The organism is Natronotalea proteinilytica, assembly GCF_055379935.1.
Genome location: NZ_AP043947.1, coordinates 2,204,588 through 2,219,503, shown reverse-complemented (window position 1 = coordinate 2,219,503; position 14,916 = coordinate 2,204,588). Strand labels below are relative to the sequence as shown.

The following is a 14,916-nucleotide window of genomic DNA, read 5'->3' as shown; positions in this document are numbered from 1 at the left end:
AAGGATCTCCCCGCCGGGGAGGCTTCTCGTCTGTCCCTTGTCTGATCTATGCTCTGGTGCTATGCTACGGTCGCTCTACATCAAGGATTATGCGCTCATCGAAGAACTTGACATTGAGTTCGGCAGCGGCCTCAATATCTTGACGGGCGAGACGGGGGCCGGAAAGTCCATCATCGTGGGGGCGCTGGGCATGATCCTGGGCGACCGGGCCTCCACCGACGCATTACGAAGCGGTGCCAAAAAGGCGATCATCGAAGGCATTTTCGATGAAGCCAACACCGACTCAATCCGTACCCTGCTTGCCGACCACGAGATCGATGCCAAGCCGCTGCCACGCATCATTTTGCGTCGCCAGCTTACCGATTACGGCAGCCGCGCCTTCATCAACGACACGCCTGCCACGCTTGATGTGATGCGGGCTGTAGCTGCCGAACTCATCGACCTGCATGGCCAGCACGAGCACCAATCGCTGCTCGACCGATCGACGCACCGCACCCTGTTAGACGGCTTTGGCGGCCTGAGCGGGCTTGTGGAGCACTACCAGCGCCAGTACGAGTCGGTGCAGGAGCTTGTCGACGAACGCACCCGCCTGGCCGAGCGCAAGCGCGAACTGAATCAGCAGCGCGAGTTGTACGAGTTTCAAATCGAGGAAATCGACGAGGTTGATCCCCAACCGGGCGAAGAAGAAGAGCTCAAATCCGAACGGCGCGTACTGGAAAATGCCGAGCAACTCTATGCTTGCACATCCCGCTTGTACGACATGCTCTACACCGATGAGCACGCGGTGCATGACCAGATCGTGGTAGCGCGCAACGAACTGCAAGACCTGGCACGCATTGATGACACCTTCTCCGAACAGGTTGACGAGGTGAAGTCGGCGCAGATCATCATTAGTGAGCTGGCTAGCTTTCTGCAGGACTATAACGCGCATGTCGAATTCGATCCGGATCGCCTGCAAGCCATTCGCGAGCGCCTGGCCGACATTGAACGACTCAAGCGAAAGTACGGCGGTACACTCGATGCAGTGCTTGAACACCGCGAAGAGATCGGTGAACGCTATGCGCTGGCCTCCGACTTTTCAGGCACCCTCGAACGGCTGGATACGCAGATCGCCGAGGCGCAGGCCACCCTCTCTGATGCCGCTGAACGGCTCTCTACCAAGCGACGCGAAGTGGCTGAACGCGTAGAGCGCGCCGCCGAACGCGAAATGGCTACCCTGGGCATGCCCGACAGCCAGTTCAACGTCCACTTTGAGCGCACGCCCGACTCGGAAGGCTGGGTTGAGCTAGAAGACACCCGCTACGCAGCCCGTCCGCATGGCATAGACCGCGTAGAGTTTTTTATATCGACCAACGTAGGGGAGCCGCCTAAACCGCTCACCGATGTGGCTTCTGGAGGCGAAATTAGCCGCATCATGCTGGCTCTGAAAACCATCCTTGCCAAAAGCGAACGTCTTCCCATCCTGGTATTCGACGAAATCGATGCCGGTATTTCAGGCGATATGGCCCGTCGCGTTGGAGAGAGCATGCACAATCTGGCGCGCTACCATCAGATCATCACCATCACGCATCTGCCGCAGATTGCTGCGCTAGGGGATGTGCACTTCCGCGTATCCAAAACCGTAGCCGATGACCGCACCCACACCACGATTCATCGCCTTGATGGCGAAGAGCAAGCCGAGCAGGTCGCCTCCCTCATTAGCGGCGCCGACGTAACCGATGCTGCGCTTACCAGTGCGCGTGAGCTCATGAACGTGGCCGATCAATCTGAGTCATAAGAATGTACTCCGGTACATGTAGCGTGGTATCGCAGGCCACCGTCGCATGCTTCACACAGCATGCATTTGCACCGATCGATTTGTATTCACCGTTATCAACGTCTATTCGCATGGCCGATTCCCCAATTTCGTTTGGAACCGATGGCTGGCGCGCCATCATCGCCGACACGTATACATTTGCTAATCTCGACCGCGTAGCATCGGCCACCGCCGCCTGGCTCCGCAATACGTACGGAGCCGAGGCAACCGTTGTGTTGGGACACGACACCCGGTTCATGAGCCGCCCCTTTGCCAAACGCGTGGCACGCCGTGTCGCCCAGGCAGGCGTGCAGGTGTATCTGTCAGACTCATTCGTAGCCACCCCCGCAGTAAGCTGGGGCACCAACGCGTACGGCGCCGATGCCGGCATCGTCATTACAGCCAGCCACAATCCCCCCGAGTACAACGGATTCAAACTCAAAGCCGACTTTGGCGGTCCCGCACCGCCCGAAATGGTGGCTGACGTCGAGTCGCACCTCACCTCTGTTTCGGTACCCGACACCCTGCCGGACTTCGACACGCTGGTCGCTAACAAGCGCGTCAAGCTCGTTGATTTGCGCAGCGACTTTATGGATGCGCTCCGCACAGCGCTCGACATCGACGCCATTGCAGCTTCCGATGTACGCATTGGACACGACCCGATGTTCGGCGCCGCCCAAGGACTCGTCACCGGACTCTTAAGCTCCGATCAGGTAAAGACGGTGCGAGATGAGATCAACCCGAGCTTTCAGGGCACGCCGCCCGAACCCATTGCCCGCAACCTGCAGCCGCTTTCCGAACTGGTGCAGGCGCACGACCTGGACGTCGGCATTGCCAACGACGGCGACGGCGACCGCATCGCTATGGTTGACGAGACGGGTACGTACGTAAGTGCCCATCGCTTGCTGGCGCTTCTCGTAAAGTACATGCACGAAGAGCGGGGGCTGAGCGGACCTATCGTGAAGACGTTCTCCACCACGCACATGCTCGACAAAATGGCCGAGGCGTACGGTCTGCCGATCGAGACGACCCCCATCGGCTTTAAGTATATCGCCTCCAAGATGGCAGCAGGCAATGTGCTTGTGGGCGGCGAAGAGTCCGGAGGCATCGCCGCACAAGGACACATTCCAGAACGCGATGGGGTGTATATTGGGCTGCTCGTTGTGGAGATGATGGTGAAACGAGGCATGACGCTTTCGGCACTAGTGCAGGAGCTGCTCGATGCGTTTGGCCCGCACTACACATACCGCGACGACCTGCACATCACCGATGCTCAGAAGGCAGATGCCCTTGATCGTTTGGATGCGCACGGTGGACTCGATACCATCAACGGCGCTGCGGTAACCGAACTGCGTACGCTCGACGGCTACAAGCACATCACCAACACCGGCTGGCTGCTGATTCGTCCGTCAGGCACCGAGCCCGTGCTGCGCGTGTATTCCGAGGCCGAATCGCCGGAAGCCGCTAAAGCGCTGGTCAAAGATGCCAGCGAACAACTCGGCTTGGCAGAGGCAGCACATTGATGGAAGGAGCTTGCAACGACCGCCCGGGAATATCTGCTTCATTTCTGATGCCGGGATATGGAGCAGTGTGATGTCGGTCAAACCTATAGCCGGGGGACTGCTTGCATCCCTGGGGCTCTGTGGAACGTAGCACTAACGTTTCTGCCCACCGGTGTTCAGTTCGCCACCATCTGACTCTCGTGACGATGCTTCGCGTCGCCACGCCTACTGGGACGATCCAGCGTCCCCAAACCGGGCCTCCCTCCAACACTAACGGACGAAAAGTCCCTTAAGCCGGCTGCACTGACTTTGAGGCCTGGCTGCGGGCAGCATTGAGAATCTCCTGCACAATATCCTGATGATGGTCGGCATGGATACGAGCAAAGCGGAGCCACTCGGAGGCGCGCAACGGGCCGAATGCTGGATGCGGCAAGCGCGCTTTCGAATCCGACAGCGTGGGCATATCATCAGCCAATGCATTAAGCTCAGCACGACTCGAACGATACGCTTCGCGAAGCGCCTCGCGGGTCACAAAGGCGGGCGGGCGCACCGATGCGGGGGCTTCAGCCTTCAGGTCGCCCAATGAACCATTGCGGAGAATCTGAGCTCCCGTCGCGTTAGGATGCCCATCGTATTGCACGGGTCCTTCCCCCCGGGCCGTCAACTGCGCTGCCTTCAGCGACTTCTCGCCAGCAACCAGGATATGATACAGATGCTGGGCAGGCGACCAGTTCGATATGGTCTCATGCGTGTCAAAAAGAATCGAATCGGGGGCATCCAGCAATGCTTCAACGGCATCATAAAAACCACAAAGCATGCTGTATTCATCGGAGGCAATCAGGGCGGGATCGCTGGAGTGAGGAACCATTTCGTCTACCGGGGCAACCAGCTGTTAACAATCAAATCAATGGACAAACAGTGAAGTGCACTGCATCTTCACCGATTCGTTCCTTTAATCGAAGATCATGTGCAGGGATCCGATATTTACCCTGGAAATATAACGATTCATCTACATGTGGACCCTATTCGCTTCTTTTGGAGTGTTTCTGTACTATGCAGGCGCTATGATACGCTACTCCATTGTACTTTCCTAACGTACCGCACTATGGCTGAGCAAGGATCCGGAGGCAACGTCATTGCAGCACTCGCTAGTTTTTTCATTGCAGGCCTCGGACAACTCGTGCAGGGACGTCTCATTGCGGCTGCTATTCATTTTGTCCTGGCAGCAGCAATCTGGACTATCTCGGTTGGAACGATGGGATGGGTTGTCCACATCTTTTCAGCGTACAGCGCCGCGACATGGTCGAAATGATTGTAGTGCTCTGTCACAGGTCAATCTTTGGGTAATGCATGTACCCTATAACGCACCCAGAACTAACTCACGTCCTTGTCATTGCGAGCGGAGCGAAGCAATCTCATTGCTGCCAGACCGGATGTAGCTGCCCAACAACGGCATGAGATCGCCGCGTCAGTCGCAGGGCTCCCTCCTCGCGATGACAAGTTTGGACCCTAACAATCACGTGTGACACAGCAGTAGTACTCTGTCACAGGTCAATCTTCGGGTTGCAACACCCTCACTTTAATGATGTCATCTTGAGCGGAGCGGCTCCGTCTAGGAGACGCGGAGTCGAAAGATCTCCCTCGAAATGAGCAGGGCCGTTGGTTTGCCAGTAGCTGCTGAGCGCCGAGGAGATGTTTCGACGCGCTCCGGGCCCTGGGGGCCCTTCGCTTGCTCAACATGACAGGTTTTTTGGGAGGGGGCTGGGATACAGAGTGTCGGACGGTCTCCGTACCCTAACATTCAGATGTGACAGCGCAGTAGTGCCCTGTCACAGGTCAATCTTCGGGTAACGCATGTGCCCGCTAACGTACCGAGCCCCCCTTGAACCCTCGTCGCGATGTACAACCGGCATGACCTTTGGCCCCTCTGCGTCGCGACGAAATGCGGACGCTCTGCGTCCTTCTGTTTCCGCGTATTCTCGTTACAGGAGAGCGGGGTGGTTTCTTGGGCGCGGTGTCAGATGAGTTGACGGCGAACGTTGAGGTTCCTTCGTCGGGGGCGTCGGGATGATAGCGAGAGAAGGACGGCTGCCCACTGGACCCTAAGCTGCTGAGCGCCGAGGAGAGGGTTCGGCTGCGCTCACCGCGTCGCTAGCGCTCCTCGCAATGACATAATCAAAGATACTTTTGTGGGTCTACTTAAGGGTGGAAGAGAAAACACCCATCGACCCCCTATCATTCAGGTATGGCAGCGCACTTAGTCAGGCGATCTCGAACCTGACCGCCCGTTGGATTCCTCAGGCGACGTGGAATCCTGATGGGCGTCGCGCAAGGAAACGGTGAGCGCCTCTCCACAGTGGGGGCATGTGTAGGTGGGAGCAGTCTCTTTGTTGTGATTACGCATAGCCGCTTTTCGTTCTTTAGCGATCTCCTCTACAAACCCCGACCCCAAAATGCTGGTTGGTAAGGCAAACAGTCCAATGCCAATGATAGCAACACACGCTGCCATCACGCGCCCAAGCCCCGTTATAGGTGTCACATCGCCATATCCGACGGTGGTAAGCGTAGCCACCGCCCACCACATCGAATGCGGAATGCTCCCAAACGTCTCGGGTTGCACATAACGCTCCGCATAGTACATGAGCGAAGCCGAGATAAGCAGTAGCAAAAACATCAGTGCGCTCGTCATGATGATTTCGTGTCGCTTCGAGCGCCAGACGTTGGCGAAGAGCTGCAGCGAACGCAGGTAGCGCCGCAGCTTGGCCAGCCGTGCGATACGCATCAAGCGGAGCACGCGCAGAAACCGCCCATCGATGCCCAAGAAGGGGAGAAAGAAGGGTAAAATCGCGAGCAGATCAATCAGTGCCAACGGAGAGCGCGCCCATTGCAAGCGTCCTCGCCATCCATCGTCATAGTCCGGATTCAGCGTACATGACCAGAGTCGCCCTGCATATTCAACTGTAAATACCAAGACGGCGCCTGCCTCAAACCAGTAAAACCATGGGGCATACGCAGTGCGAACAGACTCAACCGATTCCAAGATCACGGCCGCCACGCTGAACACAATAAGTGCCATAATGAACAAATCGAGGCGCGCACCCCATACGGACAGCGTGGAAGGCTCTGCCCCAAACGTAGCTTTGATGCGCTTTTCAGGGTTTAGCAGTTGGTACACTGCCCGGCGCACGCTACGCACTGACAAAAACGGCCGGCGTGGTGTCATAATAGGACGTTCGATGGATAAAGAAATTAGACACAGGAATCACTGCACGATACGCGCTCCTTGCTGTGATTGCAACCCCCAGGCCCAGGTACGCACAATCCTTACACGAGAACTGTGTGTAATTTTCGTGTCTGCTTTGTACGTTGCACAGACGGCTTGCATTATTGCCGCAGGCCGTCCTTCGCAGACCTTCCTCGAACTTTTCTTGTGCTCGCATGGCCGACGATACTTCGACCGCAGAATCTCGTCCAGATACTACACCCGATGATGATCAGCCCGATGGCCTATCAGGGCGCTTTCTGAACTTCGTGGAACGCACCGGCAACGCGCTTCCAGAGCCGGTAACGCTGTTCTTTATCTTCATCGGAATTACGATGCTGATATCGCTCCTCGTGAGCGCACTGGGCGTGAGTGTAGACCACCCTCGAACCGGCGAAACCATTGTCGTGGAGAGCCTCTTCTCAGGGGATAATATCCAGCGGCTCTTTACCGATATGGCGGACACATTTGCCGATTTCCCTCCGCTGGGATTAGTCCTTGTTGTTATGCTCGGCATTGGCGTGGCCGATAAGTCAGGGTTTATTGGAGCCGCACTGGGGTCGTTCATGCGCGCAGTTCCCAACGCCCTGCTCACCATGACGATTGTCTTTACGGGCATCATGTCAAACATGGCCGTTGATGCGGGATACGTGGTGGTGATTCCGCTTGGAGCCTTGCTCTTCTATGGAGCCGGTCGGCACCCGCTTGCAGGACTCGCAGCCGCCTTTGCTGGGGTGTCTGCTGGCTTTAGCGCAAACTTACTTCCTTCTGCACTCGATGTACTCCTTGCGTCGTTTACCGAACCGGCAGCGCAAATTATCACCGAGGACTACGCTGTTACGGCAGTGGCGAACTACTATATCATTGTAGCGCTTGTGCCCGCTTTTGTCATTGCAGGATGGCTCGTTACCGACTACATCGTCGAACCATACCTTGGCGACTATGAGCCCCCAGAGGACTTTGAGGAAGACGAAAACACCTCCGAAGACCTAACTCCGATAGAGCGCAAAGGACTGCTTTGGGGCGCCCTCACGTTCTTTGTGACTATTGCTGCGACCTCCCTGCTTATTATTCCAGAGAACGCTGCGTTGCGAGGACCAGAAGGTGGTTTCGAACCTACCTTCGATGCAATTGTCGGACTTATGGTGGTGATCTTCTTCTTGCCGGGGCTGGTGTATGGCATCGTAACCGAGAAAATCAAAAAAGATAAAGACGTTACCGATATGATGTCGGAGACGATGTCTGACCTCGGCGTCTATATCGTGCTGGCCTTTGCAGCAGCGCACTTCGTCGCAATGTTTAGCTGGTCGAATCTTGACATGGTGGTTGCTATCAAGGGCGCTGAGTTCCTAGAGATGCTGGAAACCACCGTAGGATTAAGTGGCATCCCGCTCATCATTGCGTTCATCTTCGTATCCGCATTCATCAACCTGTTTGTCGGTAGCGCCTCGGCCAAGTGGGCCATCATGGGCCCAACCTTTGTACCGATGCTGATGCTTATGGGGTATTCCCCAGAGCTTACCCAGGCAGCCTACCGTATTGGCGATTCGTTTACCAATATTCTGACCCCGTTGCTTCCGTATTTCCCGCTCATCATCGTGTTTGCTCAACGCTACGAGAAAAAAGCTGGAATCGGAAGCATCATCGCGATTATGCTGCCTTACTCCATCGCCTTTGGTATCATTGGCACACTGTTACTGGCTGCCTGGATCTTTCTAGGCATACCGCTTGGCCCAGATGCGCCGCTCTTCATTGACGTGTAACACGCTGCCTTATCGATGCAGAAGACCCTTACGCCCGCTTGGCTTTCGGCTGAGCGGGCGTTTTTTCATAACAGACTGAAGCCTTCTATAAGTCCAACACGGCAGAACCTTCATACATCGTAAGCACCATGCCAACAAACAGCTTTCATTTTTTGCAGCCTAGGCATTGCATTTCGAAGAACTAATGTGCACATTGTATCTACACCCCATTACCGATTCGGCACTCGTTGTTCGTGTGCGCCCGCTTGGGCTCACCTTCTGTGGTGCCGACCGCATCTTCCCATAAGGTTTTGACGGTACTATGAGTAACTATCCGGCCCATGCCGAACTGGGCGACTTCAAAACGCTTGAGCAGTTTGTTCTTGAACAACAAGATCAGTTCGAACATTCTACCGGCTCGTTTTCGCGACTGCTGCACGATCTTAGTCTGGCTGGCAAGATCGTAAACCGCGATATGCGGCGTGCGGGGCTGCTTGACATTTACGGCACCACCGGCGAAACCAATGTGCAGGGCGAGGTTCAGCAGAAAATGGATGCCCTGGCCCATAAAGAGTTTGTGCTGGCGCTGCGCCGTGGAGGTGAGTGTTGCCTCATCGGTTCTGAAGAGCATGCTGAAGCCATTCCCATTAGCGCAAAGAGCGAAACGGACGGCAAGTACATCGTGCTTATGGATCCGCTCGATGGATCCTCCAACATCGATGTAAATGTATCGGTCGGTACGATCTTTAGCGTCTACCGCATCCCCGATGACGTCGACGAAGAGCCCTCACTCGATATGGCGCTGCAACCAGGCACCGATCAGGTGGCAGCCGGGTACATCGTGTATGGCTCCTCCACCATGCTTGTCTACACCACCGGCCATGGCGTGCATGGGTTTACGCTAGACCCTAGCATTGGCGAGTTTCTTCTCTCGCACCGCAACATTCAAACCCCGAATCGCGGACGTATCTGCTCCATCAATAGTGGCTACTACCACGCCTTCGAAGAAGGGCTACGGTCCTACCTCGATTGGCTGCAAGAATACGACGAAGACGACCCCAATCGCCCTGCCAAAACCCGATACATCGGCTCTTTTGTATCCGACTTCCATCGCAACCTGATGCAAGGCGGCATCTACATGTACCCGGCTACGCAGGGCAGCCCCAATGGCAAGCTTCGTCTGATGTATGAGGCCAACCCCATGGCGTTTATCGTCGAACAAGCGGGCGGCATGGCTACTGACGGGCGAAACCGCATCTTGGACGTTACCCCGGAAACGCTTCACCAACGCACCCCACTGTTTATTGGCAGCCCCGATATGGTGAAGCGTGCGGGCTCGTTTTTGCAATCGGACACCGGCGTGCCTGCCCAGTAGCTGGCTGAATCCTTCACATTCTTTGTAAGACGCGCTGGGGGGATGCGTCTGCCATCTGCTTCATTAGCTGCTTGCATCATGAGCACCGCTTCCCCCCCGACGCGTGCGCCAGATCAGGTGCCTGCGTCAGCCCTTGTCATGCAACAGCCCCCAGACTGCTCGTTTGAGGGGTGGACCCCCGAAGTATTTGAGCTACTGGGGCGCCTGCGTGAAACGCCCCACATCGACCAGTACAATGAAGAAAAGCCCCACCTGCACGAACTGCTCAAGACGCCGTTTAAGCGTTATCGCAACGATCTAGTCGTAAACTGGGTGCTACCGAGCCGCCTCGACTTTGAAACCGAGCGCTACGTATTTAGCCGCCTACTCAAGAACGACTTTGGAGCCGGCGGCTGCCATGATAACCTGTGGCTTGCTTTTTATCGTCCGCATACGAAGCGGCTTAAGGATGTGCAGATCTCACACCGTATCGACCCCGATGGCTTTCAGGTGGGCGTTTTCGTGGGGGCGCACGCAACCGACCTGCTCACGCAAGCTCAGCAGCATATCAACCAAGCACCAGCTACGTATCTGGATTACGTAAACGCATGCTTGACACGCCAGGGCGAGCAGTGGCGCTTTTATTACCGCACCCGTCGCGGCGCCGACCCGGTCTATCACACGGATCGGCTAACCGAAGTACCCGATGCACTGAACAAGGCCACAGGCATCTGGCTGCGCCGCTTCATGCCTCGCGATCAGGTGCTCGAATGGGGCGCTCGGCTTGTCAGTGAAGCGTTACAGACTGTTCGATGTGTCTGGCCCATCTACCGGTTCTATCTACAGTCGCCACCGGTATAATGCGCGTAATAAGCTTGTCTGCTGCATGGCACGCGTAGCTATCGCATAGTTTTTGCGGCCCCTTGAAGCATGCGCAGTTATAGGCGTCTTCCACCACTGTAGAGATGCAACGGCCGTATGTGTTCATGCCCGTACGCTCCGCTGTCAGGTGCTCCCGTCGAGTGCGCTAACAGTCGTTCCACCTAACATCCTACCATCGATACTGCATAATGACGGACAAACGGAGGCATTTTCCTTCAACAGTGCAGATGGTAGCCCCCTTGTTGTTTTGCTGTATCAACTACTGATTTTTTCGTTATGCATCAGCCTGTTTCTAGGCCCCACACAACGTCCAACGCTGGGCGTGTTCAAGACGGATTGCGCATTCGTCCGGGCAAACCGTATCCACGGGGTGCTTCTTGGGATGGTATCGGCGTAAACTTTGCCTTGCACAGCGCCCATGCCGAAAAAGTAGAATTGCTGTTGTTTGATGCCCCCACCGACGAGCACCCCAGCCATGTATTTGAAATGCACGAGCAAACGGGGCCCATCTGGCATGGCTACATCGTGAACTTGCGCCCCGGCCAGCTCTACGGATATCGCGTTTATGGGCCGTACAATCCTGACGAGGGGTTGCGATTTAACCCCAACAAGGTGCTGCTTGACCCTTACGCAAAAGCGATTGGGCGCCCACTTGAGTGGCACGAGAGCCTGTACGGCTACGACACCACCAGCTCGCAGGCCGACCGTTCTTTTTGTTCGCTTGATAGCGCCCCTCATGCTCCGTTGGGGGCCGTTGTCGAAGAAACCTTCGCCTGGCAGCGCGACCGCTCGCCGGGAATTCCTTGGGAGGAGACCATCATCTACGAAACGCACGTAAAGGGGGCTACGCAGCGCCATCCAGATGTCGCCCCAGCGCTCCGCGGTACCTATCTGGGGCTGGCCTCGGAGCCGATGATTGATCACTTCAAGAGTCTGGGCATCACTACAGTTCAGCTCTTGCCCGTTCATGCCAAGCTCAACGACCACTTTCTCGTCGAAAAGGGCTTGACGAATTATTGGGGATATAACACCCTCGGGTACTTTGCTCCCGAACCATCGTACGCCACCAACGGCCCTGTTAGCGCGGTGCGCGACTTCAAGATGATGGTGCGGGCACTCCATGATGCCGGGCTTGAGGTCATTATCGATGTGGTATATAACCACTCGTGCGAAGGCAGCGAACTGGGCCCTACGCTCTCGCTTCGCGGGATCGACAACCAGATCTACTACAAGCTCAATCCCGATAATCCGCGTTACTATATGGATTACACGGGCACTGGTAACACGCTCGATCCGGGCGACCCGTACGTGCTGCAGCTCATTATGGACAGCCTGCGGTACTGGGTACTGGAGATGCATGTGGATGGCTTCCGATTTGACCTTGCCTCAACCCTTGCCCGCGAGTTGTACGATATTGACATGCTCGCCCCCTTCTTCAAAATCATTCAGCAAGACCCGGTCCTCAGTCAAGTTAAACTGATTGCCGAGCCGTGGGATGTAGGGCCTGGAGGCTATCAGGTGGGGGGCTTTCCCTGGCAGTGGGCCGAATGGAATGGACGGTACCGTGACTCGGTGCGCAGCTTTTGGCGCGGCGACCGTGGATACAATGGCGAAATTGCCACCCGCATGGCCGGATCGAGCGACCTCTACGAACGCTCAGGCCGCCGTCCGTTCGCTTCCATCAATTTTGTAACGGCACACGACGGGTTTACGCTCGAGGACCTTGTGAGCTACGAGGAGAAACACAACGAAGCCAATCGTGAGGATAACCAAGACGGACACGACCACAACATCAGTATCAACTGTGGTGTAGAGGGGCCTTCAGAAGATCCTGTGGTACTCGCCTGCCGCGAGCGTCGCAAACGCAGCCTGATGAGCACGATGCTGCTCTCGCAGGGCGTGCCCATGATTCTGGGAGGCGACGAACTCTCTCACACACGCGGCGGAAATAACAATCCGTATTGTCAGGACAACGAAACGACGTGGTATAACTGGAACCTGACACCTCGCAAAGAAAAGTTTTTAGAGTTTGTAAAGGGACTCACCTCTTTCCGAAAAGCCCACCCAAGCTTCCGGCGACGCCACTTTTTAAGTGGGCCTGAAGAGGAAGGCCTTAGTGATGCGCTTTGGTGGCATCCCGATGGACGTGAAATGACCGGTTCTGACTGGGATGACGATCAGTTGACCACGTTTGGGTTTGTGCTTCGTGGATCGCTCCCCGAAAAAAATTCACGCGGGGAATCCATTCAGGACGATACGTTTCTTGTGCTTCTAAACCAGGGAAGCGCCCCCCATTCGGTTCACCTTCCCACCGAAACGCATAACGCGAACCGAGAGTGCGTGCGCTGGACCGTCGTTCCGGAGTTGCGTGAGGTGCTGTCTACCGCCCAAACAAAGTATGCACCAGGCGGCATCTTACGGCTGCCAGCCCATACGCTTACTGCACTCCGGGCCGTCGAAAAATAGCCGAACGCCCTGCTTGTCTACCTGCCCACACGCATGTGATGAGGAACAAATTGCATGTTCCCACATAAACGCACATTGCTTGAATGGCTATACGCACATGCTTCATTGCATTGACGAGGCCTGGCGGGCCATGCAACCCGGCAACCTGACCCCAATTGGGTTTCCGTTCTCGTATCTCTTTACCTCACGCTGCTACGTGCTTCCATGATGCAGAAGGTGCAAACCATCCCCCTGGACGAACTCTCCGATGATGTTAAGCTGTCGAAGCAAACCATCGTGCGATGGATTGACCGGCATCTGATTGAGGCGTCGTTGGACTGGACCCTTTCGGAGGACAATGAGGAAGTCCGTACCATCGAAATATCAGACGATTCGCTTGATTTCCTGCGGTCGTTCGCTGAGGAATATCGCGAAGATGTGGTGAGTCGCACGGAAGCGCGCCATATCCTCAAGCAAATTGACCGCAAAAAGATCAAAAAGCTGATCCGTGCCGGCGATGTCAAAGATGTAGAGGTGGATGAAGAAACCCGCATCGTAGTCGGCAGCATTGAGGATTACCTACGTCAGCGCGAGGGCAACGGCGAAGAGGAAGAAGAATAGCAGGCTCCGACGAACATATTTGCTTTACGAAACAAAAAACGATCGACCGCCACGCTGTGTGGAAGGTCGATCGTTTTGCTGTTGGTGTATGGGGAGGTTGGTGTATGAAAGGGTAGCAGCATGAGCAAGTGAATGAACATTCCCTCTTCCCTAAATTGGATACCCCCTTCCTTGAATGAGTACACTGTCCGGAGGTCGCATTGCATTGAGACAACACGACTGAAAACGCGCATGCTGAATCGAAAAATCTTGCTAATCGTAGTTGGTCTGCTGCTTGCTGCCTGTGGTACTGAGCAGCAGGACGACGAAGGAGGACCAGGCTTTGAAGGTACCTGGGAGCCACTTCCAAATCTTGAACTGAGCGAATATGGTCTTTATACAAGTTTCGATGCTAATGAGCGGTATCTGGCCTGGATTGAAATGTACGAAAATCAGGTGTTTGTTTATGATTTAAACGCGGATACCTTAGCCCATCAAATTAGCATTCCGAGAGGGGAGGGGCCTGGGGAAGTAGAACGACTTTTCAGTCTGGCTATCAATGAGAATAACAACATTTTCCTCACACGTCAAAATGACCCGCGTGTGCTCCGCCTGAGTGCAACAGACACTGAGGATGTTGATATGCTGCAGCTTGCAGAGATCCCTGCACGAATAAAACCAACAGGAGAGGATTTAGTGGCTCTGACGCTCAATGCGCCCGATAAGCTCATGGCACGATTGTCAACCGATGGAGGCAGCGCAACTACTCTGGGTGGAGACGATCTGGATATGGATGACGTCTTCGGGCCCAATCCGTTTCTGCAAGCGGGGTACATCACAGTGTCTGATGAACATGCGGTTTTCAGCGCGCAGTATATGCCCATGCACGTGGTATACAACCTCAAATCCAATGAGCACAACCAGACGATTACCTACGAAGATGTGACCGATGTGCGCTCGAACGCATCCAGTGCGCAGAGCCAGAGCGGAATGCAGGCAGTTGTCCCTCCCGGGGAAGTAGATCTGCTGCTACATAATACTGCAGTCGTTCCCAATCAGTCTGCTCAACTGGCGAAACTTTTGGAAGGGGAAGGCGGACGCAACGGCTCGTACTCGCTGGACAATCTTTACATCTATGACTGGACCACTAACGAAATTTTGAACGCGATCGCCTTGCCTGCCAAGGGAAAGCAAGTAGCCAGCAATTCCAGTGACCTGTTTCTATACAGCGAAGAAAACTACACCGTGTACTACTACTGCTGTGTCACAGGTCAATCTTCGGGTTGCAAAACCCCCGTTTGATGTTGTCATCTTGAGCGGAGCAACTGCGTCTA

11 protein-coding genes are annotated in these 14,916 nt (G+C 55.3%); 9 read left to right on the top strand and 2 right to left on the bottom strand.

Going from position 1 to position 14,916, the window contains the following annotated elements; all coding sequences use genetic code 11:
- Window positions 1-61: 61 nt before the first annotated feature.
- Together recN and ACZ5AL_RS08785 are read left to right on the top strand one after the other, a co-directional pair.
- Window positions 62-1,777: a DNA repair protein RecN gene (gene recN, locus ACZ5AL_RS08790; protein WP_464509999.1), complete on the top strand. Its 1,716-nt coding sequence runs from the start codon at window positions 62-64 to the stop codon at window positions 1,775-1,777.
- Between the two features lie 110 nt (window positions 1,778-1,887).
- Window positions 1,888-3,318: a phosphoglucomutase/phosphomannomutase family protein gene (locus ACZ5AL_RS08785; protein ID WP_464509998.1), complete on the top strand. Its 1,431-nt coding sequence runs from the start codon at window positions 1,888-1,890 to the stop codon at window positions 3,316-3,318.
- A 268-nt stretch (window positions 3,319-3,586) separates the two neighbouring features.
- Here the strand turns inward: ACZ5AL_RS08785 and ACZ5AL_RS08780 are convergent, their stop codons facing one another.
- A complete protein-coding gene (locus ACZ5AL_RS08780) occupies window positions 3,587-4,165 on the bottom strand; it encodes a DinB family protein (protein ID WP_464509997.1) in 579 nt (192 codons plus the stop codon).
- A 237-nt stretch (window positions 4,166-4,402) separates the two neighbouring features.
- Here ACZ5AL_RS08780 and ACZ5AL_RS08775 point away from each other — a divergent pair, with 237 nt between their 5' ends.
- Window positions 4,403-4,609: a hypothetical protein gene (locus ACZ5AL_RS08775; protein WP_464509996.1), complete on the top strand. Its 207-nt coding sequence runs from the start codon at window positions 4,403-4,405 to the stop codon at window positions 4,607-4,609.
- A gap of 945 nt (window positions 4,610-5,554) precedes the next feature.
- Here the strand turns inward: ACZ5AL_RS08775 and ACZ5AL_RS08770 are convergent.
- Window positions 5,555-6,520 (bottom strand): ion transporter, encoded by a 966-nt coding sequence (locus ACZ5AL_RS08770; protein WP_464509995.1) that lies wholly within the window; start codon window positions 6,518-6,520, stop codon window positions 5,555-5,557.
- Between the two features lie 215 nt (window positions 6,521-6,735).
- Between ACZ5AL_RS08770 and ACZ5AL_RS08765 the strand changes: the two genes are divergently transcribed.
- From ACZ5AL_RS08765 to ACZ5AL_RS08740, 6 genes are all read left to right on the top strand, one after another.
- Window positions 6,736-8,322 carry an AbgT family transporter gene (locus ACZ5AL_RS08765; protein ID WP_464509994.1) on the top strand — a complete coding sequence of 529 codons (1,587 nt, stop codon included), beginning with the start codon at window positions 6,736-6,738 and terminating at the stop codon, window positions 8,320-8,322.
- 301 nt (window positions 8,323-8,623) lie between these two features.
- Window positions 8,624-9,676 carry a class 1 fructose-bisphosphatase gene (fbp, locus tag ACZ5AL_RS08760; RefSeq protein ID WP_464509993.1) on the top strand — a complete coding sequence of 351 codons (1,053 nt, stop codon included), beginning with the start codon at window positions 8,624-8,626 and terminating at the stop codon, window positions 9,674-9,676.
- A 78-nt stretch (window positions 9,677-9,754) separates the two neighbouring features.
- Entirely contained in the window at window positions 9,755-10,516 is a 762-nt protein-coding gene (locus tag ACZ5AL_RS08755; protein WP_464509992.1) for a hypothetical protein, read from the top strand.
- Window positions 10,517-10,813: 297 nt separating this feature from the next.
- Window positions 10,814-13,003 (top strand): glycogen debranching protein GlgX, encoded by a 2,190-nt coding sequence (glgX, locus tag ACZ5AL_RS08750; RefSeq protein WP_464509991.1) that lies wholly within the window; start codon window positions 10,814-10,816, stop codon window positions 13,001-13,003.
- A 204-nt stretch (window positions 13,004-13,207) separates the two neighbouring features.
- Window positions 13,208-13,603: a hypothetical protein gene (locus tag ACZ5AL_RS08745; RefSeq protein WP_464509990.1), complete on the top strand. Its 396-nt coding sequence runs from the start codon at window positions 13,208-13,210 to the stop codon at window positions 13,601-13,603.
- Window positions 13,604-13,834: 231 nt separating this feature from the next.
- Window positions 13,835-14,884: a hypothetical protein gene (locus tag ACZ5AL_RS08740; protein ID WP_464509989.1), complete on the top strand. Its 1,050-nt coding sequence runs from the start codon at window positions 13,835-13,837 to the stop codon at window positions 14,882-14,884.
- Window positions 14,885-14,916 lie beyond the last annotated feature (32 nt).